The organism is Streptomyces sp. NPDC029044 (assembly GCF_040637495.1).
In the GTDB taxonomy this organism is placed as follows: Bacteria; Actinomycetota; Actinomycetes; order Streptomycetales; family Streptomycetaceae; genus Streptomyces.
In genome coordinates, this window is sequence record NZ_JBEZWN010000003.1 from 88452 (window position 1) to 107802 (window position 19351).

The window sequence follows — 19351 nt, forward strand, 5'->3', positions numbered from 1 at the left end:
GAGGTGGAATTGACCGTGCTGGCCAGTACCGCACCTCAGGCACCCACCTCGGAAACCCCGGACACCGCGGAAACCGCCCCGCCCGCTCCCCAGCGGAGCCGTGGGGCCGACACCCGCGCCCTCACCCAGGTCCTCTTCGCGCAGCTCAAGGAGCTCCAGCCGGGCACGCCGGAGCACGACCGCGTACGCGGGGCGCTCATCGAGGCCAATCTCCCGCTCGTGCGCTACGCGGCCGCCCGCTTCCGCTCCCGCAACGAGCCGATGGAGGACGTCGTCCAGGTCGGCACCATCGGGCTCATCAACGCCATCGACCGCTTCGACCCGGACCGGGGCGTGCAGTTCCCGACCTTCGCGATGCCGACCGTCGTCGGCGAGATCAAGCGGTACTTCCGCGACAACGTCCGCACGGTCCATGTGCCGCGCCGGCTGCACGAGCTGTGGGTGCAGGTCAACAGCGCGACGGAGGACCTGACGACCTCCTTCGGGCGCACTCCGACGACCTCGGAGATCGCCGCGCGGCTGCGCATCACCGAGGACGAGGTGCTGTCCTGCATCGAGGCCGGGCGGTCGTACCACGCGACCTCCCTGGAGGCCGCGCAGGAGGGCGACGGGCTGCCGGGTCTGCTGGACCGGCTCGGTTACGAGGATCCCGCGCTGGACGGCGTGGAGCACCGGGACCTCGTACGGCACCTGCTCGTTCAGCTGCCCGAGCGGGAGCAGCGGATCCTGCTGCTGCGGTACTACAGCAATCTCACGCAGTCCCAGATCTCCGCGGAGCTCGGCGTCTCGCAGATGCACGTGTCGCGGCTACTGGCGCGTAGCTTCCAGAGGTTGCGGTCTGCGAACCGGATCGACGCGTAACCGCAAACGCGAGCGAGAGGTCACCACGAGGAGGGAATCGCTCATCAGGGCGGTTGCCGACAGTTGAGAGCCGATAAGCCGTCAGACCCCTTGTTTGCAGGGCGTATTCGCGTCTCAGATGTCGACATGTCACTACAGCGTGTTGCCGACATGTGACATTCTGCGGGAAGCGCGTTTGCCGGAGCTCCGGCTCCGGTATTCAGGTGAAGGCTGCGTTCCTCAGACGGGGGCGTTCGCCGCGACCGTCCCGCGACCCAAAGGGGGTGGCATGTCCGCAGAACAGGGCAGCTCGAAGGTGCTCACGCTCGCGGAGAGCGAGACAGCTCCCCATGCTCTCGACTCACTCGGCCCCATCGATGACGTACCGGCCCTCCCGGCCGAGCCCGTCCCGGTCCTTCCGGCTGCGGGCGCCATCGACACCCGCACCCTGTCCCGCTCCCTGTTCCTGCGGCTGGCCGCGCTCGACGAGGACAGCCCCGAGCGTGGTTACGTCCGTGACACGCTCATCGAGCTCAACCTCCCGCTCGTGCGGTACGCCGCCGCGCGGTTCCGGTCCCGCAACGAGCCGATGGAGGACATCGTCCAGGTCGGCACGATCGGGCTGATCAAGGCGATCGACCGGTTCGACTGCGAACGGGGCGTGGAGTTCCCGACGTTCGCGATGCCGACGGTGGTCGGGGAGATCAAGCGGTTCTTCCGGGACACCTCGTGGTCGGTGCGGGTGCCGCGCAGACTCCAGGAACTGCGGCTCGCTCTGACCAAGGCCAGTGACGAGCTCTCGCAGAAGCTGGACCGGTCTCCGACGGTCACCGAACTGGCCGCTGTGCTCGGGGTGTCCGAGGAGGACGTCGTCGACGGGCTGGCGGTGGGGAACGCCTACACGGCGTCCTCGCTGGACTCGCCGGCCCCGGAGGACGACGGCGGCGAGGGGTCGCTGGCGGACCGGCTGGGCTACGAGGACACGGCGCTGGAGGGCGTGGAGTACCGGGAGTCCCTGAAGCCGCTGCTGGCGAAGCTGCCGCCTCGTGAGCGGCGGATCATCATGCTGCGGTTCTTCGCGAACATGACGCAGTCGCAGATCGGCGAGGAGGTCGGCATCTCGCAGATGCACGTCTCCCGGCTGCTGACCCGGACGCTGGCGCAGCTCCGGGAAGGCCTGATCTCGGACTGAGCCGGTTCTGACGGAGGGCCGGTTCTGACGGAGGGCCGGTTCTGACGGAGGGCCGGTTCTGTCGGAGGGCGGGTTCTGACGGAGGGCGGGGGCGCGGTCTTTTGGGGCCGCGCCCTATGTCTGTGCCGGTTCAGAGGGTGCCCGTCTGTGTGCGCGCGGCGCCGGGTGGTGAGTCGGGGCCGCGCTCTGTGCCTGTGCCGCCTCGGTGGGAGTGCGCGTCTTCGCGTGGCGCCGGGTGGTGGGTCGGGGCCGCGCCGGGGGGTGTCCGTCCTCGGAACGTCGCGATGGGCTTGCACGCCGACTGACTGTTCGTTGACGCGACAACCGCTGCGGGCGGACACCCCCCGACACGTCCCCTTCCGTACGACGGCGGGTGCGGGCGCGCTCTGACCCAGCTGCGGGCATGCGTGCCGCCAGAGAGCGGCACCCCGCGCCGCCGGGCTGCGGACCCACCCGGCCCCAGCAGCATCGCCGAGCAGCCGGCAACGGGCCCGCCCGTAAATCCCGCCGTACGTGTTACGCCATCGCCAGCCAGGCCACCGCCGCGATGACCGCCACGGCGACCACGACGCCGAGGATGAGACCGATGCGCGGCCCGCCGCTGGACGGGGCCGCCGCCTGACGGCCCTGCGGGGCCTCGTCGACGAACGCGCGGAACATCTGGGTGCTGCCGGCGGGGTCGTGATTGCCCTGCGGGGCCTGGTTGTTAGCCATGGCCCGAGACCCTAGCGAAAACGCCGGGGCTCCCCAAGTGGGGGTTGGGGTTCCGTTTGGTCCCGACCGGCCCCTGCCACCAGGCCGGTCACCAGCACGTTTACTCCCGCAATACTTGCCTTTGCCAACTTTTTGTTCCCACCCCCCCTGTTTTATTTGCCTTCAGCAACCAACAGCTCTTACGGTTGCCCTAAGCAACGAAAGCGGGAGGTGTCATGGCCGAACAGGCGCAGTACGAAGAGCTGGTCCGCCAGTTCAGCGCCTTCGGCGCCGTGAAGCGGGAGCTCGGCCGGATCATGCCCGCCGAGTGCCCCGGCGGGTCGGCGGCCGTTCTGACGCTGCTGGGACGCCACGGCGACATGCGCATGAGCAAGCTCGCCGAGCTGCTGGCGGTGGACATGTCGGTCACCAGCCGCCACGTCGCGCACGTCGTGGCCCGGGGCTGGATCGAGCGCTCCGCCGACCCCGCGGACAAACGCTCACGCATCCTGCGCCTCACCCCCGCCGGCCACACACAGCTCGACGAGCTGTCCCGGCGGACCACCGAGGTCCTCGCCGAGCGCCTGAGCGACTGGTCCGACGAGGACGTCGGCCGGCTCACCAGCCTCATGGCGCGACTGAGGGAGAGCTTCGACTGCCGGCCCGGCACCCGGGCCGCACCGGCCGCTTTCGACCAGACCACCCGTACACCCGCAAGCACGTAAGAGAAGGAAGCCCATGGCAACGACCACACCAGCCGGTGTGCGGGCTCATGCCAAGCACGGGGGAGGCTCCCACGGCTCCTCCGGCGACGGCGCTCCGATGACGCACCGGCAGATCATGGAGGCCCTCACCGGCCTCCTGCTCGGCATGTTCGTCGCGATCCTGTCGTCGACGATCGTCTCCAACGCCCTGCCCCGGATCATCAGCGACCTCGGCGGCGGCCAGAGCGCCTACACCTGGGTCGTGACCGCGTCCCTGCTGACGATGACCGCCTCCACCCCGCTGTGGGGCAAGCTCGCCGACCTGTTCTCCAAGAAGCTGCTGATCCAGTTCGCGCTGGTCATCTTCGTGCTGGGTTCGGCGGCGGCCGGCATGTCCCAGAACCCGGGCATGCTCATCACCTTCCGCGCGGTCCAGGGCATCGGCATGGGCGGTCTGTCCGCGCTGGCCCAGATCATCATGGCGGCGATGATCTCTCCGCGTGAGCGCGGCCGCTACAACGGCTACCTCGGCGCCACCTTCGCCACCGCCATGGTCGGCGGCCCGCTGGTCGGCGGTGTCATCACCGACACCGACTGGCTCGGCTGGCGCTGGTGCTTCTACGTCGGCGTGCCCTTCGCCGTGATCGCCCTGATCGTGCTCCAGAAGACCCTGCACCTGCCCGTGGTCAAGCGGAAGGTCAAGGTCGACTGGGCCGGCGCCTTCTTCATCACGGCGGCCGTCTGCCTGCTGCTGGTGTGGGTCACCTTCGCCGGTGACAAGTACGACTGGGTGTCCTGGCAGACGTACGCGATGGTCGGTGGTTCGCTGGTGCTGCTGGCGCTGTTCGTCCTCGTCGAGGCGAAGGCGAGCGAGCCGATCATCCCGCTGCGGCTGTTCCGCAACCGCACCATCGCACTGGCCTCGCTGGCCTCGCTGTTCGTCGGCGTCGCGATGTTCGCGGGGACCGTCTTCTTCAGCCAGTACTTCCAGCTGGCCCGCGACAAGTCGCCGACGATGTCCGGCGTCATGACCATCCCGATGATCGCGGGTCTGTTCATCTCCTCCACCGTCTCCGGCCAGGTCATCACCCGGACCGGGCGCTGGAAGGGCTGGCTGGTCGCCGGCGGCGTGCTGGTGACCGCGGGCCTGGGCCTGCTGGGCACGATCCGGTACGACACCGAGTACTGGCACATAGCGATCTTCATGGCGCTGCTGGGTCTCGGCATCGGCATGATGATGCAGAACCTGGTGCTGTGCACGCAGAACCAGGTGGAGCCGGGCGACCTGGGTGCCGCCAGCTCCACGGTGACCTTCTTCCGGTCCCTCGGCGGTGCGGTGGGCGTCTCCGCCCTGGGCGCGGTCCTGGGCAACCGGATCACCGACTACGTCAAGGACGGCCTCGCCGACCTCGGCCCCAAGGGCGCGGCCCTCGGTCACGCCGGCACGGGCGGCGGCGGCATCCCCGACCTGAGCACGATGCCCGCGCCGATCCGCACCGTCGTGGAGAGCGCGTATGGCCACGGTGTCGCGGACGTGTTCCTCTACTCCGCTCCGCTGGCGCTGCTGGCGCTGCTGGTGTCGCTGTTCATCAAGGAGGTCCCGTTGAAGACGAAGGGCGGGCTGGCGCAGGCCGTCGACGCGGAGACGCCCGCCGTGGCTCCGGCTGAGGCCGCCGCCGAGGCGTCCGAGGGGGAGAAGGCCGTGCCGAGCTGGGCCGTGGCCGACACGGAGGCCGGGCCCGAGGGGACGCAGCGGCTCGCAGCCGTCGCGACCGTGGCCCGTGCCGAGGAGGCCGCGTCCGGTGAGGGCGGTGTCCCGGTCCGCGGTTTCGTCCGCGGGAACGAGTCCGCGCCCGTGCCGCAGGCCGCCGTCACACTGATCTCGCTGGCCGGGCGTCAGCTGGGCCGGTCCGTGGCGCAGGCCGACGGCTCGTACGCGGTGGATGCCCCGGGCTCCGGTTCGTACGTGCTGATCGCCTCCGCCGACGGCTTCCAGCCGCAGGCGTCCACGGTCGTGGTGAACGGCGAGCCGGTCGCCTACGACATCCTGCTCAGCGGCACCAGCGGGCTGACCGGTCTGGTGCGGGCCGCCGAGAGCGGGCAGCCGGTCAAGGACGCGATGGTCATCGTGACCGATGTGCGCGGGGACCTGCTGGCCAACGGGACCACGGGCGAGCAGGGCGAGTTCTCCTTCGCCGAGCTGGTGCCGGGAGCGGTGACCGTCGCGGTGAACGCCGCCGGATACCGGCCGCGCGCCCTGCCCGTCGAGGTGGGCGGCACCGGGGTCACCCGGGTCGAGATCGACCTGGACGCGGGCGCCCGCGTCCAGGGTGTCGTCCGCGCCCCGCACGGGCCGCTGGCCGACGCCCGGGTGACGCTGGTCGACCAGGCGGGCAACGTCGTCGGCTCGGCCACGACGGGGACGGACGGGGCGTACGCCTTCACCGACCTGGACGGCGGCGAGTACACCGTCATCGCCACGGGCTACCCGCCGGTGGCCACCGCCCTGACGGTCGCGGGCGCCGGCACCGACGCCCACGACATCGAACTCGCCCACCCCGGCGAGTAGCAACGACCCCGGCCCGTGGCGGGTGGGCGCGCTCTGAGCGGAGGTGCGCCCCCTGTCGCGGGCCGGTTTCTTTCTGAGGAGCAGTTGAGATGGGACTGACCGCGAGGATCCGTACCCGGGACGGATGGGCCGTGTCGCACGCGGTCGTCACGGTGGCGGACATGACCGGTGCGCAGGTGCTGCGGGCCGAGGCCGACGCGGAGGGCGCCGTGCGGGACGCGACGCCGATGAAGCCGGGGGCGTACACGGTCATCGTCACGGCGGTGGGTTATGCGCCCGCGGCCTCCAGCGTGATCGTGACCGCGAGCGGGCGGGCCGAGGTCGGCGCGGTGACGCTGGCGCGCCAGGGTGGTACCGAGCTGCCGCCGCCCGGGCCGTGGACCGTCGACCCGGTGCACTCCAGCGTGGCCGCCGTGGCGCAGCACCTGGGCATCTCCAGCGTGCACGGCCGGTTCACGGAGTTCTCCGGCTCGATCGAGATCGCACCGGACGACGTCACCGCGTCGCGTGTGGAGGCGGTGATCCGGGCGGCGTCGATCGACACCGGCAACGGCATGCGCGACGGGCACCTCAAGTCGCCGGACTTTCTCGATGTCGAGCGGTTCCCGGAGATCACCTTCCGGTCGACGGGGCTGACGGCGGCCGGGTCCGACCGGTGGAGCGTCCACGGCGAGCTGGGCATGCACGGGGTCGTACGGCCCGTGGACCTGGATCTGGCCTACCTCGGCACGGGCCCGGACCCGTGGGGCGGTACCCGGGCGGCGTTCCGCGCGACGACCGAACTGCACCGCGAGGACTTCGCGATGAACTACAACCAGGTGCTTCAGGCCGGCATCGCCGCCGTCGGCACGACACTGAGGGTGGAACTGGACATCCAGGCCGTGCAGGGCGCGTCACTTCCGGCGATGTGAGTCCGGAGCGGACACCCGCGCCACCAACTGGCCGCACAGGTCCCGGAGCTTGACGTTCCGGTCCTGCGAGACCCGGCGCAGCCGCTCCAGCGCGATCCGCGCGTCGATCCGCTCCCGGGCCATCAGGATGCCGATGGCCTGGTCGATGACGCTGCGGGAGAGCAGCGCGGTGCGCACATCGGCCGCCGACTGGCGCCGGCGTTCGATCCGCAGCGCCACGTCGATCGCGTCCCCGGCCCGGGCCGCGAAGGCACGGGCCGCGTCCCGGCCCGTGTCCAGCGCCCCGGCCGTCATCCCGTAGTAGTTGAGCGCGGCGCCGCTCTCGCCCTCGACGGCGACCGGTACCGCCAGCACACAGCGGACGCCCGTGGACAGCGCGTACTCCGTGTACGACGGCCAGCGGGACTCCTCGGCGAGATCCGGGCCGTACTGCTCCTCGCCGGTCTCGGCCGCGTCCACGCAGGGCCCCGAGCCGTTCTCGTACTGGCGAAGGTCGAGGCCGCTGGGCATGCCGTCGCTGCCGGCCAGGGTGAGCAGCCGGCCCGCGCGGCGCACGGTGATGCTGCACGCGTCCGCGCCGGGCACCTCCTGCACGGCGCGGTCGGTCAGATCACGCAGCAGGGTGTCGAGACCGCTGCTGCGCGCCATCGCCTGGTCGAGCGTGTCGGACGCTTCGGAGCTCATGACCGTACGGGTATCCCGTCACCGGCCGGACACGCCCCCTGCGTATCCACCGCACCTCAGGGGGTGTTGTGCGCACCGACGATCCGGCGGGCGAGGTCACGCAGTTTCACGTTCTCCCGCTGGGAGGCCCGCACCAGGCTCTCGAAGGCCGCGGACGCGTCGATGCCCTGGCGTTCCATGAGGATGCCGGTGGCCTGACCGATCAGGTCCCGGGTGTGCATGGCCTCGGTGAGCTGCTCGCGCACGGTCGCCGAGTCCAGGGCGATGCTGACGTGCGCGCTGAACAGCCGGCCGACGCGTGTGGCCTCCTCGTCGAAGACGCCCGGCTTACGCGCGTAGGCCGTGAGGACGGTCAGCCGGCGGCGGTCGGTGCGAAGCCGCAGCGACAGCGCGGAGCGCAGCCCCAGCGCCGCGAGCACGTCCCAGCCGTCGTCCGCCTCGCTGTCCGTTATGCGCGCCACCGGGCTGTTCCACAACTGGTCCCACAGGCCGTGCTGTTCGCGGCCGGTGTGCCGGGACTCGGCGGAGCGCACGACCTCGTCGGTCCAGGCGAGCGTGCGGAGCTTGTTGCCGCGCTCGATCACGGAGATGCCGGCGTGCTCGGCGCCCGGCATGAGATGGACCGCCAGCCTGACCGCCGTGCGCAGGGCGCTGTGCGGCGTGAGGGTTTCGTGCAGCTGCTGAGAAGCCACCGTGAGGGCCTCGGCCAGCTCGGCGCCAGCCGGAAAACGGGGCAAATCAGGAAACTCGGACGCAGCCACCACGAACCTCTTCGGCATGCACGGCCATGGCCGTGCGCAGGAGAGCTCCGCAGCACATTCCCGACTGCGAGCACAGGACGGACAGCACTCTAACCGTTCGGTTGCCTCCAAGTGACGCCCGGCCGACGCCGCTGCGGGGCGCTTCCGTCACCCACCCCCCGCATGGTGGAATGGCGCCACGGGTCAGGAAGCGGCCTTACCGGAAACCGGACGAACGTCTGCCAGGTGAGTGCCGTGACCTTCTTCACGAATCCCACAGAACCGCGCGACCTCCCCGGTCGCGTCCACCTCACGCTGCCCGCCGAGATCGACTTCTGCAACGCGGCGGAGCTGCTGCCGCTCGTGCTGTCCGCGGCCGGGGCCCGCGGTGACCGGCTGGAGGTCCTCGTCCTCGACCTGAGCACGACCTCCTTCATGGACTCCCAGGGCATCCGCCTCATCAACGACGTACGGCGCCGGCTGCCGCCCGGGGCCGTGGTGCGTCTGGTGGCCCCGCCGGAGGGGATCACGAACCGCGTCCTGGAGCTGACGGGCCTGCGCCGGGACGTGCCCGTGTACGACGACCTCACCGAAGCCCTGGCGTCGTAGGCTGCCGCACATGGCACCGAACATCGCGACGAACACCCGCGTCTCCCTGGACGAGTTGCTCGACTTCGTACGCCCCCGGCACCACGCGATCCTGCTGACCCGCAGGGCCGACGGTGGCCCCCAGGGCTCCCCGCTGACCTGCGGTGTCGACGACTCCGGCCGCATCGTGGTCTCCACCTACCCGGAGCGCGCCAAGACCCGCAACGCCAAGCGTGACCCCCGCGTGAGCCTGCTCGTGCTCAGCGACGACTGGAACGGCCCCTGGGTGCAGATCGACGGCACGGCCGAGGTCGTCGACGCCCCCGACTCCGTCGAACCGCTCGTCGAGTACTACCGGAACATCGCCGGGGAGCACCCCGACTGGGACGAGTACCGCGCGGCCATACTCAAGCAGGGCAAGTCGATCATCCGGATCACACCGGAGCGGTGGGGGCCGGTGGCGACCGGCGGGTTCCCGGCGCGGCTGGTCGAAGGGGAGTAGGTCAGCTCTCCCCGGCCGCCTCCGTCTCGCGGGCGACCATCGTCTCGATGCCGGCGATCAGCAGTTCCAGGGCGAACTCGAAGTCCCGCTCCAGCATCTCCGCCACCGTCTCCCCGCCACGCGCCTCCATGAGCTCCCGCGATTCCCGCATGACGTCCGCGGCCTGCGGGGCCTCGGTCACCGCGCTCACGGCGTCCTGGAAGTACTCGTCGATGGTCATGCCGGCGGCCATGGACCGGGTGGAGAGGTGGCCTTCGAGGGTGCCGTAGCCGTAGACGAACTGGAAGACGGCCGAGATCCCACTCGTCAGCCGTTTCGGGGGCAGCCCCGTCCTGCGCATGACGCGCTGCACGACCCTGGAGAACGCCAGGTTGTTCGGGCCGATGTTGAGGAAGGTGCCGACCAGCGCGGACACCCACGGGTGGCGCACCAGCAGGGTCCGGTAGCCCCGGGCCAGCGCCCGCATCTGCTCGCGCCAGTCGGCGTCGTCGGCCTCCGGATCGGGCAGGACCATCTCGCCCATCACCGCGTCCAGGGCGAGTTCGAGCAGGTCGTCCTTGGTGTCGACGTACCAGTAGACGGACATCGCCGTCACGTTCAGTTCGGCGGCGAGCCGTCGCATGGAGAACTTGGCCAGCCCCTCGGCGTCCAGCAGCCGCACGGTGACCTCGGTGATGCGTGCCCGGTCCAGCCCCGAGGGCTGGCTCCCGCCACGCCGCCGGTGCGCCGTGCCCTCCAGCCAGACACTGGACCGCGACTGACCCTGCCGGGCGGCTTTCGCCATGGCGCACCTTCCTCGATCTTCCAACGCCGCTCATGCTAGATGCGCCGCTTTCCAGGGCCGCGGGGCCGTGCCGATGTGCGGCTCCGCCGCGGGGCCGCGACCAACCACGACGGACCCGCACCCGCGCGCTACGACCAGCACACCTAGGCGGACTCTGCCCGCTCGGCCCGCCGAAGCAACGCGGCCGCGACCAGACCCCCGGCCAGCACGGCGACCGCGCCCACCAGCTGACTCGTCTCCAGGCCGGAGGCGAAGGCATCGGAGATGCGCGCCTTCTCCTCGGCACTGTCGGCCGCCGCCAGCGCCGCCGGCAGCGACGCCGCGGACACGGCGACCAGCGACGCGAACCGGGAGTTGAGCACGGCACCGAGGACGGCGACACCCAGCCCGTTGCCGAACTCCGCGAGCGTCCCGTTGATCCCGGCTCCCACACCCGCCTTCTCCGGCGGTATCGCGCTCATGATCGCGTTGGCCATCGCCGGCATGGACAGCGCCACACCCGCCCCCATCACGACCAGCCCGAGCAGCATGCCCCCGTACCCGTGCCCGCCGAGCAGCGCGATCGCCGCGAGGCCGGCGGACACCAGGGTCATGCCGAGCGCGATCGCCGCCGGTGTGCCCGCCTTGAGGACCAGCTTCGCGCCGACCCCCGTGAAGTTGAGCGCGACGACGGTCAGCGCCAGCGGCGCCGTCCGCAGCCCGGCGTCCAACGGCTCGTAGCCGAGGACGAACTGGAGGTGCTGGGTGAGCAGGAACAGCGACCCCGTCATGCCGAACGCCACGAGGATCGCGCCCGCGACCGCGCCCACGAACTTCTGGTTGCGGAAGAAGTGCATGTCGAGCATCGGGTGCTCGGTGCGCAGTTCCCACAGCACGAAGAGGCCGAGCACGCCCGCGCCGATCAGCGCGGAGACCAGCACCTGCGCGGAGGTCCAGCCGTGCTCGGGCCCGGTGATGATCGCGTACACGACGGCCGTCATGCCGATGGTCGAGAGCACCGCGCCGAGCAGGTCGGGCCGGTCACCGGCCTTGTGCTTCGACTCCGGCACCAGCGCCGCGACCGCGACCAGGCCGAGCAGCGCGACCGGGATGTTGATCAGGAAGATCGCACCCCACCAGAAGTGGTTCAGCATCACGCCGCCGATCAGCGGGCCGGCCGCGAAGCCGAGCGAACTGACCGTCGACCACAGCGCGATGGCCTTCACCCGCTCCTGGTCGTCGAAGATCTGCACGACGACCGCGAGGATCGTGGTCATCAGCAGCGCGCCGCCGACGCCCATGCCCGCGCGGGCCGCGATCAGCTGGCCCGGGCTCTGGGAGAGCCCGGCCGCCAGCGAGCCGACGCCGAAGATCGCCAGGCCCGACATCAGCAGCAGCTTGCGGCCGTAGCGGTCGGCGGCGTTGCCCGCGGTGAGCAGCAGGCCCGACTGCACCAGTGCGTAGGCGTTCATCATCCACTGGACGTCGGCGGTCGTGGCGTCCATCTCGCGGGTGAGCGAGGGGATGGCCACGTTGAGGATCGTGTTGTCGAGCAGCACCGTGAGCTGCGCGAGGCAGATGACACCGAGGATCAGCCAGCGTTGCGGGTGGCTTCCGTGGACCGTCTGCGGCGGGGCCGTTTCCTGGGGGGACGTCGTCATGCTGTACACCGTAGAACAGTTCCTATACGGCGTACAACAGCGTTTCGGCGAGGACGGTGGAGGGCGGTGGCTTTCGGCCACCGCCCTCCGCCCGGTCAGGGACGTGTCAGCTGCTCGCCTTCCGGGTGAGGTCGTAGAACGTGGCCGAACCGACCGTGACCTTTGTGAAGTTGGCCTCGACCCAGGAGGTGATCCGGGAGGAGGTCCCGGTCCCGTCGCCGCTGCCGCCCATGCCGCCGCCCATGCCGTCCGAGGCGATGAAGTAGTGGATCTTTCCGTCCGCCACGTACTTCTTGAACTGGGCCAGGGTCGGGGACGGGTCCGTGCCGTTGAAGCCGCCGATCGCCATCACCGGGTCGCCGGTGGACAGCTGGTAACTCGCCGCGTTCTGGGCACCGATGGCCGCCGCGGCCCACGTGTACCGGTCGGCGTCGGTCTCCAGCAGCTTCTTGGCCTCGGAGCTGACGCTGGCGCCGTTGAGCAGGCCGCCGACGCCGCCGCCCGCGCCGCCCGTACGGCCGCCGTCACCGTTCGGCTGGTTCTGGCCCCGGCCCTGCTGGTTCGGGCCGCCACCCGGGAAGCCGTTGCCCTGCCGACCTTGGGCGTTCTGGTTCTGGCCCTGCTGGCCCTGACCCTGCTGGCCCTGGCCCTGCTGGCCCTGGCCCTGCTGGTTCGGGCCGCCGCCCGGGAAGCCGCCACCGCCGGGACCGCCGCCACCTCCCGGTCCCCCGCGGCCGCCCGCGACCGCCGGGCCCGCCGTGACGATCGAGCCGGTGTGCCCCTCGCTCACCGTGGTGAGGGTGTACGCCGCCGGACCGGCCAGCGCGGCGACGAGGCCGAGCCCGGCCGCTCCCAGGGCCAGTCGGCGTCCCAGCCGGCCGGCGAAGATCAGGCCGAGGGCCGCCGTCAGACCGCCGACCAGGACGAGCCACTTGAGCCAGGGCAGGTAGTCGGAGGACCGGTTGAGCAGGACGTACCCCCAGGCCGCGGTCGCCGTCATCGAGGCGGCCAGGGTCAGCGACGCCCACGCCTTGTCCCGCTTCTCCCAGAGCAGTGCCGCGCCCATGCCGGTCAGCGGGGCGACATAGGGGGCGAGGGCCACCGTGTAGTACTCGTGGAAGATGCCCTGCATGTAGCTGAAGACCAGCATGGTCGTGAGCAGTGCGCCGCCCCACACCAGGAACGAACCGCGCGTCACCGACGTGCGCTCGGCCTTGCGCGTGGCCACCAGACCCGCGATCAGCAGGATCAGCGCGGCCGGGATCAGCCAGGAGATCTGGCCGCCGGTGGACGAGCCGAACAGCCGGTCCCAGCCCGTCTCGCCCCAGTTGCCGCCGCCGTTCCCGCCGCCACCGCCACCGCCGCCTCCGACGCTGCCGGTCTCGTCGCCGTTGAGGCGTCCCAGGCCGTTGTAGCCGAAGGTCAGTTCCAGGAAGCTGTTGTTCTGCGAGCCGCCGATGTACGGGCGCGAGGAGGCGGGCCACAGTTCGACGACCGCGACCCACCAGCCGCCGGAGACGACGATCGCGCCGAGTGCCGCGGCGAGTTGGCCGATCCGCTTCTTCACCGTCACCGGGGCGCACACGCCGTACACGAGGGCGAGCGGCGGCAGGATCAGGAACGCCTGGAGGGTCTTGGCGAGGAAGGCGAAGCCGATCGCGGCACCGGCCCACAGCAGCCACTTCGTACGGCCGTCCTCCAGGGCGCGGACGACGAGGTAGCAGGCCGCCGCCATCAGCAGCGCAAGCATCGCGTCGGGGTTGTTGAAGCGGAACATCAGCGCGGCGACGGGGGTGAGCGCCAGGACGGCGCCCGAGATCAGACCGGCCGCGGGGCCGAACCGGCGGCGCACGGCCGTGTACACGACCGCCACCGTGCCGACGCCCATGAGGACCTCGGGCACGAGGATCGCCCAGGAGCTGAGGCCGAAGAGCCGCACGGACAGGGCCATGGGCCACAGCGCGGCCGGGGGCTTGTCGACGGTGATGGCGTTCGCCGCGTCCAGCGAGCCGAAGAAGAACGCCTTCCAGGACTGGCTGCCCGCCTGAACGGCCGCCGAGTAGAACGAGTTGGCGTAGCCGGAGGCGCTCAGGTCGCAGAGGTAGAGGACGGCCGTCGCCAGCAACAGGGCGAGGAGGGCCGGGCGGGCCCAGCGGGGATCCTCGGGCCGGCCGTGCCACAGCCGTTGCGGGAAGGGCCGGGCCGGGGCACCGGCGTGCGGCTCGGGTGCCGGGGACCGGGTGCCGGGGCTCGCGCCTGTGCCGGTGATCCGCTGGTCGACGTGGACGGTCATCGCGAGTCCCTCGCATCGGTGTCGTGCGGGCGCACCGGCAGCAACTGCACGGTGGCGTCCCGCCAGGAGTCCGCGACGGCACCGGCGCGGAAGGGGGCGGTGTCGTGCGAGGACGAGGAGGAAGGAGCGGCGGCACGCGCCGAGTCGTCCTCGCGCCGGTCCGGGAACACCCACGCCCGGAAGAGCAGGAAGCGCAGCACGGTGGCCGCGAGGTTGGCCGCGACGAGGACGGCCAGTTCGGTGGAGTGGGCGGGCTCGGAGGTCGCCGCGTTCAGTGCCGCGAGCGAGCCGCTGGTCAGGGCGAGTCCGATACCGAAGACGACCAGACCCTGCGCCTGGTGCCGCACGGCCCCGCCCCGCCCGCGCACCCCGAAGGTGAGCCGCCGGTTGGCCGCGGTGTTGGCGACCGCCGAGACCAGCAGGGCGAGGGCGTTGGCGGTCTGGGAGCCGGTGAACACCCTGAAGCCGCTGTAGAGCAGCAGGTAGAACAGGGTGGACAGGGCGCCGACCACGCAGAACCCGACGAGCTGGCGGGCGAGCCCCTTCGGCACGTCCTCGATGTCACGGTCGCGCGGGTCGTCGCCGAACGGCCGGGCGATCCGGTCCAGCGGCAGCGATCCGGTGGCCAGGGCCCGGCCGACCCGCCACACGCCCTTGAGGTCGTCGGTCGCGGTCCTGACGATGTGCACGGTCGAGTCGGGGTCGTCGACCCAGTCGACCGGCACCTCGTGGATCCGCAGCCCCGCGCGCTCGGCGAGCACCAGCATCTCGGTGTCGAAGAACCAGCCGGTGTCCTCGACGAGCGGCAGCAGTATCTGCGCCACGTCCCGGCGGATCGCCTTGAAGCCGCACTGGGCGTCCGAGAACCGCGCCTGGAGCGAGCCGCGCAGGATGAGGTTGTAGGCCCGGCTGACGAACTCCCGCTTGGGTCCGCGCACCACCCGGGAACTGCGGGCCAGCCGGGAGCCGATCGCGAGGTCGGAGTGGCCGGAGATCAGCGGCGCCACCAGCGGGAGCAGGGCGTTGAGGTCGGTGGACAGGTCCACGTCCATGTAGGCGAGGACCGGGGCGTCCGAGGCGGACCAGACGGCCCGCAGGGCCCGGCCGCGCCCCTTCTGCTCCAGGCGGAAGGTGGTCACCTCGGGGATCTGCGCCGCCAGTTGCCGTGCCACCTGCGGGGTGGCGTCCGTGGAGGCGTTGTCCGCGATCGTGATGCGGAACGCGTACGGGAACGTCCGGTCGAGGTGCTCGTGCAGTCTGCGGACGCACGGCTGGAGGTCCTTCTCCTCGTTGTAGACGGGGATCACTACGTCCAGGACAGGCGTACCGGCTGGTGCGGCCGGGAGGTGCTCCCGCGCCGGCAGGGTGCCGGAAGAAGAGTCGGTTCGCATGGAACCGACTGTCGTCAGGCGCCCTGTCGCGCCGGTGTGGTGACGCTGTGGCGTGCCTGTGAGTGCTGCTGCCGGCTCATGTCCGGCTGCGGCTGGAGCGGCAGCGCGGGCAGGTGCACCGTGAACACGGTCCGCCCGGGCACGCTGTCGACGGTCACGGCACCGCCGTGCGCGCTCGCCACGGCCTGCACGATGGCGAGGCCGAGACCGGTCGAGCCGGTGGCACGGGAGCGTGCGGAGTCACCCCGCGCGAACCGTTCGAAGACGTGCGGGAGCAACGCGGCCGGGATGCCCTGCCCGTCGTCCTCGACGTCCACGCACAGCCAGGTGCCGCGCCGCTGGACGCGGGCGGTGACGGTCGTGCCGGGCGGTGTGTGGGTGCGGGCGTTGCCGAGCAGGTTGATCAGCACCTGTTGCAGCCGGGCCGCGTCCGCCGACACGAGCGCGGGCTCGTCGGGCAGGTCGAGACGCCAGTTGTGGTCCTGGCCGGCCGCCCGGGCATCGCTGATGGTGTCCACGACGAGCGGGACGAGGTCGGTCTGCTCGAACTGGAGCGGCCGTCCCGCGTCGAGCCGGGCGAGCAGCAGCAGATCCTCCACGAGGAGGGTCATCCGTCCGGCCTCGGACTCGATCCGGCCCAGCGCGTGCCGGGTGTCGGGCCCGACCTGCTCCCTGCCGCGTCGGGTGAGTTCGGCGTAGCCGCGGATGGAGGCGAGAGGTGTTCTGAGTTCGTGACTGGCGTCGGCGACGAACTGTCTGACGCGCGTCTCGCTCTGCTGCCGTGCGTGCAGCGCCCCGTGGACGTGGTCCAGCATCCGGTTGAGTGCGGCGCCGACCCGGCCGACCTCGGTGTGCGGGTCGGTCTCGGAGTCGGGGACCCGCTCGCTGAGGTTCACCTCGCCGGTGTGCAGGGGCAGTTCGGAGACCCGGGTGGCGGTGGCGGCGACGCGCCGCAGGGGCCGGGTGGCCACGCCGACCAGCACGTACCCGGCGAGTCCGGCGGCGGCGAGACCGGCACCGGTGACGCTGAGCTCCACCAGGACGAGGGTGCTGACGGTGTTGTCGACGTCGGCGGTCGGGATGGCGACGTAGTAGCTGCCCCTGTCGCCGCTCTTGAACTCGACCCGGTATTGGCCGAGCCCCGGGATGTCGACGGTCCTCGGATCGTCCGCGGACTGCGGCAGGGAGGCGAGCGAGGCGGTCTGGGCGGGGTTCAGCTTCCGGGGACTCACCTGGTAGTTGTCGTCGGACACACCGTACGCGGAGTCGGTGATCCGGCCGTCCTCGACCTTGGCGACGACCGTGCCGCCCGGCTGGGGCCCCCGCGTGACGAAGTCGGTGAGGCTCTCCTTCTTCTGCCCGGCGGGCCCGTCTTCCCCGTCCGCGCCCGGTAGCCCGGGCGGGCTCTGAGCGGCCCTGGACGCGGCCGCGCCGAGCTGCCCGTCCAGCTGCTCGTAGAGGTGGGACTTCAACGCGAGCGTCGTCACGGCCCCGATCACCGCACACACCACCGCGATCAGCACCACGGACGCGACGACGAGCCGTGTCCGCAGCGTGCGCGGCCCGGCGGCCCACCGCCTCCCCGCCCGCTGCTCCGTACGCGGCCGCCGTCGGCCGTTCATGACGCCGCGGGCTTGATCAGGTATCCGGCGCCGCGCCGCGTGTGGATCATCGGCTCGCGCCCGGCGTCGATCTTCCGCCGCAGATAGGAGATGTAGAGCTCGACGACGTTGGCCTGGCCGCCGAAGTCGTACGACCACACGCGGTCGAGGATCTGCGCCTTGCTGAGCACGCGCCGCGGATTGCGCATCAGGAACCGCAGCAGCTCGAACTCGGTCGCGGTCAGGTGGATGCCGTCCCCGGCCCGGGTCACCTCGTGGCTGTCCTCGTCGAGGGTGAGGTCGCCGACGACCAGCACGGATTCCGAGCGCCGGTCGGCGGCACCGGAGCGGCGGATCAGCCCGCGCAGCCGCGCCACGACCTCCTCCAGGCTGAACGGCTTGGTGACGTAGTCGTCACCGCCCGCCGTCAGCCCGGCGATCCGGTCCTCGACGGCGTCCTTCGCGGTGAGGAAGAGCACCGGCACGTCCGGCAGTTCCCGGCGCAGCCGCCCGAGCACGGCCAGCCCGTCCATGTCGGGCAGCATCATGTCGAGGACGACGGCGTCGGGCCGGAAGTCGCGGGCGGCCTGGAGCGCGCCCGTGCCGTCACCGGCACTCCTGATCTGCCATCCCTCGTAGCGCAGTGCCATGGACAGCAGCTCGGTGATCGACATCTCGTCGTCGACCACCAGCACGCGGACGGGGCTCCCGTCCGGCCTGAGCAGTTCGGTGCGCCCCTGGGGCGAGGTCGTGGTCATGTGAACACGATGTCGGGGAGCTCTGAGAACACGCTTTCGGCAACCTGTGATTTGTCTGAGAAACACACAGGCGCCTCTCAGGCAATGCCTGGGAAAGCACCGGGCGGATCAGAACAACCCGTCCTGCACGCCGGCCACCTCCTTGAACTGCCGGGTCGGCACGGTCAGTTCACCCGCCGCGGCGGGCACAAGACCCCACCCCGTCATCAACCGTGTGTCCAGCACCACCACCCCGCTCCCGGTGGCCAGGTGCAGATCGGGCCCGGCGGCCGCGACCAGTTCCCCGCCGACCACGCCCCCGGCGACCAGCTCGCTCACCTGCCCGACGGCGACGGGCAGCCCTCCGAGCCCGAACACCCCTACGTGATCGACGACGCGCAGCGGCTCCCGAACGAGCGACTCCGGCCACGCGGGGAGCGCGACCGCCCGCTCGTACAGCTCGGCCACTTCACGGGCCCGGTCGGCGGCGGTCTCCGGCAGGGCGGCCCGGACCGCCCGCTTCTCGGCGTACGGGATCCGGTCGGGCACCCGCAGGGCGGCCCGCAGCAGCTCCTCCGTACGCCGCGCGGCCATGAGCGGACCGACGCCGAGCCAGCTGAAACAGACGGCCCCCTGCTCCAGGAGCCGGGCCGAACCCCGCGCCTGAGCCGTGATCCCCACCTTGACCATGCCGGGTCCGAACCACGCCAGATAGACGTGGTACGGCCGGGGATCGTCGGCGATGGTGTCCGCCGCCACGGAGTGCGCCCGGTCCAGCCGTGCACACTCCTCGCACCGCGCCCCCGTACTGCGGCCCGGCACGGCCGCACCGACCGGGCACGTGTGCCCCCGCGCCCCCACGCAGGTGCGCACACCCCCCTCCGCGACCCCGAAGGCCACGCGTCTCCCCCAGGTCAGCGCGCTGCGCCGCCCGCCGTCCCACACCAGCACGGGGCCGTCCGCCGACCACCGCAGTCCCGAGCACTTCCATGCCTGTGCCATCTCTGCCGAGGGTAGGCGGCACCACTGACAATGGGGGACGGCTGCCGATGGGGGAGCCCCGGTGGGCAGCGGCTGTGGACAGCGGCTTCAGCGCACGGAGTCGGCCCCGGCTGCGGCGACGGTCTCCGGCTCGCTCCCGCGCTGGGCCGGCATGACCGGCACCACCGCGCGCGCACCGCGCCCTCGCCCGGCCAGCCGGCACGCCAGGCACTCCGCGTGCCCGCCCGGAGCCGCCGAGTCCCGCACCCGCCACCCCCACTCCGCCCGGGGCCGCAGACCCGGCCCCTTCCCCCACCCGGCGAGATGCAGAGCCCAGGTGACGAGCAGGCTCACGACCCCGATCGCCAGGCCGCCGGCGATCAGCACGCCCGAGACCGCGACGACTCCCAGCCCCGCCACTCCGGCCCCGACGCTGGCGATGCCGAAGCCGACCCACCCCGCGACCGTGTGCCCGTGGTCATACTGATGTGCACTCACGTG

At 71.6% G+C, this 19351-nt stretch carries 18 protein-coding genes; 7 read left to right on the forward strand and 11 right to left on the reverse strand.

All coding sequences use genetic code 11. The annotated features are described in order from the left end of the window. The first annotated feature begins 3 nt into the window (after positions 1 to 3). Positions 4 to 861 (forward strand): RNA polymerase sigma factor SigF, encoded by an 858-nt coding sequence (locus tag AB0E85_RS03875; RefSeq protein WP_161366786.1) that lies wholly within the window; start codon positions 4 to 6, stop codon positions 859 to 861. A gap of 268 nt (positions 862 to 1129) precedes the next feature. Further along, positions 1130 to 2032 (forward strand): RNA polymerase sigma factor SigF, encoded by a 903-nt coding sequence (locus tag AB0E85_RS03880; protein WP_361922087.1) that lies wholly within the window; start codon positions 1130 to 1132, stop codon positions 2030 to 2032. Between the two features lie 516 nt (positions 2033 to 2548). On the opposite strand, the gene AB0E85_RS03885 is transcribed toward AB0E85_RS03880, so the two are convergent. Then, positions 2549 to 2746, reverse strand: a complete 198-nt coding sequence (locus AB0E85_RS03885; RefSeq protein WP_361922089.1) for a hypothetical protein — start codon at positions 2744 to 2746, stop codon at positions 2549 to 2551. Positions 2747 to 2961: 215 nt separating this feature from the next. Between AB0E85_RS03885 and AB0E85_RS03890 the strand changes: the two genes are divergently transcribed. The 3 genes from AB0E85_RS03890 to AB0E85_RS03900 all read left to right on the forward strand — a co-directional run bounded on the left by AB0E85_RS03890 (position 2962) and on the right by AB0E85_RS03900 (position 6909). Next, the gene (locus AB0E85_RS03890) at positions 2962 to 3450 is read left to right on the forward strand and encodes a MarR family transcriptional regulator (RefSeq protein WP_361922091.1); all 489 of its coding nucleotides are present in this window, start codon (positions 2962 to 2964) and stop codon (positions 3448 to 3450) included. 13 nt (positions 3451 to 3463) lie between these two features. Next, on the forward strand, positions 3464 to 5998 hold the full coding sequence (locus tag AB0E85_RS03895) for an MFS transporter (protein ID WP_361922093.1): 2535 nt from the start codon (positions 3464 to 3466) through the stop codon (positions 5996 to 5998). An 89-nt stretch (positions 5999 to 6087) separates the two neighbouring features. Continuing rightward, a complete protein-coding gene (locus AB0E85_RS03900) occupies positions 6088 to 6909 on the forward strand; it encodes a YceI family protein (protein WP_361922095.1) in 822 nt (273 codons plus the stop codon). On the opposite strand, the gene AB0E85_RS03905 is transcribed toward AB0E85_RS03900, so the two are convergent. Both AB0E85_RS03905 and AB0E85_RS03910 read right to left on the reverse strand, forming a co-directional pair. After that, positions 6892 to 7593: a GAF and ANTAR domain-containing protein gene (locus tag AB0E85_RS03905; protein WP_361922097.1), complete on the reverse strand. Its 702-nt coding sequence runs from the start codon at positions 7591 to 7593 to the stop codon at positions 6892 to 6894. The genes AB0E85_RS03900 and AB0E85_RS03905 overlap by 18 nt on opposite strands. A gap of 56 nt (positions 7594 to 7649) precedes the next feature. Next, entirely contained in the window at positions 7650 to 8372 is a 723-nt protein-coding gene (locus tag AB0E85_RS03910; RefSeq protein WP_361922099.1) for a GAF and ANTAR domain-containing protein, read from the reverse strand. Between the two features lie 216 nt (positions 8373 to 8588). On the opposite strand from AB0E85_RS03910, the gene AB0E85_RS03915 reads away from it, so the two are divergent. Further along, entirely contained in the window at positions 8589 to 8942 is a 354-nt protein-coding gene (locus AB0E85_RS03915) for an STAS domain-containing protein (protein WP_361922101.1), read from the forward strand. Positions 8943 to 8952: 10 nt separating this feature from the next. Further along, positions 8953 to 9423 (forward strand): PPOX class F420-dependent oxidoreductase, encoded by a 471-nt coding sequence (locus AB0E85_RS03920; RefSeq protein ID WP_361922103.1) that lies wholly within the window; start codon positions 8953 to 8955, stop codon positions 9421 to 9423. A 1-nt stretch (position 9424) separates the two neighbouring features. On the opposite strand, the gene AB0E85_RS03925 is transcribed toward AB0E85_RS03920, so the two are convergent. The 8 genes from AB0E85_RS03925 to AB0E85_RS03960 all read right to left on the reverse strand — a co-directional run bounded on the left by AB0E85_RS03925 (position 9425) and on the right by AB0E85_RS03960 (position 19348). Next, positions 9425 to 10207, reverse strand: coding sequence for a TetR/AcrR family transcriptional regulator (locus AB0E85_RS03925; RefSeq protein WP_361922105.1), 783 nt, complete (start codon positions 10205 to 10207; stop codon positions 9425 to 9427). Between the two features lie 143 nt (positions 10208 to 10350). Beyond that, positions 10351 to 11847 carry an MFS transporter gene (locus tag AB0E85_RS03930; RefSeq protein WP_361922107.1) on the reverse strand — a complete coding sequence of 499 codons (1497 nt, stop codon included), beginning with the start codon at positions 11845 to 11847 and terminating at the stop codon, positions 10351 to 10353. A 106-nt stretch (positions 11848 to 11953) separates the two neighbouring features. Next, on the reverse strand, positions 11954 to 14140 hold the full coding sequence (locus tag AB0E85_RS03935; protein WP_361922108.1) for a glycosyltransferase family 39 protein: 2187 nt from the start codon (positions 14138 to 14140) through the stop codon (positions 11954 to 11956). Next, positions 14137 to 15531: a bifunctional glycosyltransferase family 2/GtrA family protein gene (locus AB0E85_RS03940; RefSeq protein WP_361922110.1), complete on the reverse strand. Its 1395-nt coding sequence runs from the start codon at positions 15529 to 15531 to the stop codon at positions 14137 to 14139. The genes AB0E85_RS03935 and AB0E85_RS03940 overlap by 4 nt, the downstream gene beginning before the upstream one ends. Before the next feature lie 14 nt (positions 15532 to 15545). Continuing rightward, positions 15546 to 17153: a HAMP domain-containing sensor histidine kinase gene (locus AB0E85_RS03945; RefSeq protein ID WP_361922112.1), complete on the reverse strand. Its 1608-nt coding sequence runs from the start codon at positions 17151 to 17153 to the stop codon at positions 15546 to 15548. Continuing rightward, positions 17150 to 17890: a response regulator transcription factor gene (locus AB0E85_RS03950; RefSeq protein ID WP_361922114.1), complete on the reverse strand. Its 741-nt coding sequence runs from the start codon at positions 17888 to 17890 to the stop codon at positions 17150 to 17152. Before AB0E85_RS03950 ends, AB0E85_RS03945 begins: the two co-directional genes overlap by 4 nt. A 108-nt stretch (positions 17891 to 17998) precedes the next feature. Next, positions 17999 to 18871, reverse strand: coding sequence for a DUF2797 domain-containing protein (locus tag AB0E85_RS03955; RefSeq protein ID WP_361922116.1), 873 nt, complete (start codon positions 18869 to 18871; stop codon positions 17999 to 18001). Positions 18872 to 18958: 87 nt separating this feature from the next. Next, positions 18959 to 19348, reverse strand: coding sequence for an HGxxPAAW family protein (locus tag AB0E85_RS03960; RefSeq protein WP_361922117.1), 390 nt, complete (start codon positions 19346 to 19348; stop codon positions 18959 to 18961). Between the last annotated feature and the right edge of the window lie 3 nt (positions 19349 to 19351).

Bases quoted from the DNA above. Each gene is read 5' to 3' on its own strand.
- AB0E85_RS03935 (WP_361922108.1), bottom strand. From the start codon at position 14,140: ATGACCGTCCACGTCGACCAGCGGATCACCGGCACAGGCGCGAGCCCC.
- AB0E85_RS03920 (WP_361922103.1), top strand. From the start codon at position 8,953: ATGGCACCGAACATCGCGACGAACACCCGCGTCTCCCTGGACGAGTTG.
- AB0E85_RS03945 (WP_361922112.1), bottom strand. From the start codon at position 17,153: ATGAACGGCCGACGGCGGCCGCGTACGGAGCAGCGGGCGGGGAGGCGG.
- AB0E85_RS03895 (WP_361922093.1), top strand. From the start codon at position 3,464: ATGGCAACGACCACACCAGCCGGTGTGCGGGCTCATGCCAAGCACGGG.
- AB0E85_RS03910 (WP_361922099.1), bottom strand. From the start codon at position 8,372: ATGCCGAAGAGGTTCGTGGTGGCTGCGTCCGAGTTTCCTGATTTGCCC.
- AB0E85_RS03885 (WP_361922089.1), bottom strand. From the start codon at position 2,746: ATGGCTAACAACCAGGCCCCGCAGGGCAATCACGACCCCGCCGGCAGC.
- AB0E85_RS03900 (WP_361922095.1), top strand. From the start codon at position 6,088: ATGGGACTGACCGCGAGGATCCGTACCCGGGACGGATGGGCCGTGTCG.
- AB0E85_RS03950 (WP_361922114.1), bottom strand. From the start codon at position 17,890: ATGACCACGACCTCGCCCCAGGGGCGCACCGAACTGCTCAGGCCGGAC.
- AB0E85_RS03905 (WP_361922097.1), bottom strand. From the start codon at position 7,593: ATGAGCTCCGAAGCGTCCGACACGCTCGACCAGGCGATGGCGCGCAGC.
- AB0E85_RS03925 (WP_361922105.1), bottom strand. From the start codon at position 10,207: ATGGCGAAAGCCGCCCGGCAGGGTCAGTCGCGGTCCAGTGTCTGGCTG.
- AB0E85_RS03890 (WP_361922091.1), top strand. From the start codon at position 2,962: ATGGCCGAACAGGCGCAGTACGAAGAGCTGGTCCGCCAGTTCAGCGCC.
- AB0E85_RS03955 (WP_361922116.1), bottom strand. From the start codon at position 18,871: ATGGCACAGGCATGGAAGTGCTCGGGACTGCGGTGGTCGGCGGACGGC.
- AB0E85_RS03930 (WP_361922107.1), bottom strand. From the start codon at position 11,847: ATGACGACGTCCCCCCAGGAAACGGCCCCGCCGCAGACGGTCCACGGA.
- AB0E85_RS03940 (WP_361922110.1), bottom strand. From the start codon at position 15,531: ATGCGAACCGACTCTTCTTCCGGCACCCTGCCGGCGCGGGAGCACCTC.
- AB0E85_RS03880 (WP_361922087.1), top strand. From the start codon at position 1,130: ATGTCCGCAGAACAGGGCAGCTCGAAGGTGCTCACGCTCGCGGAGAGC.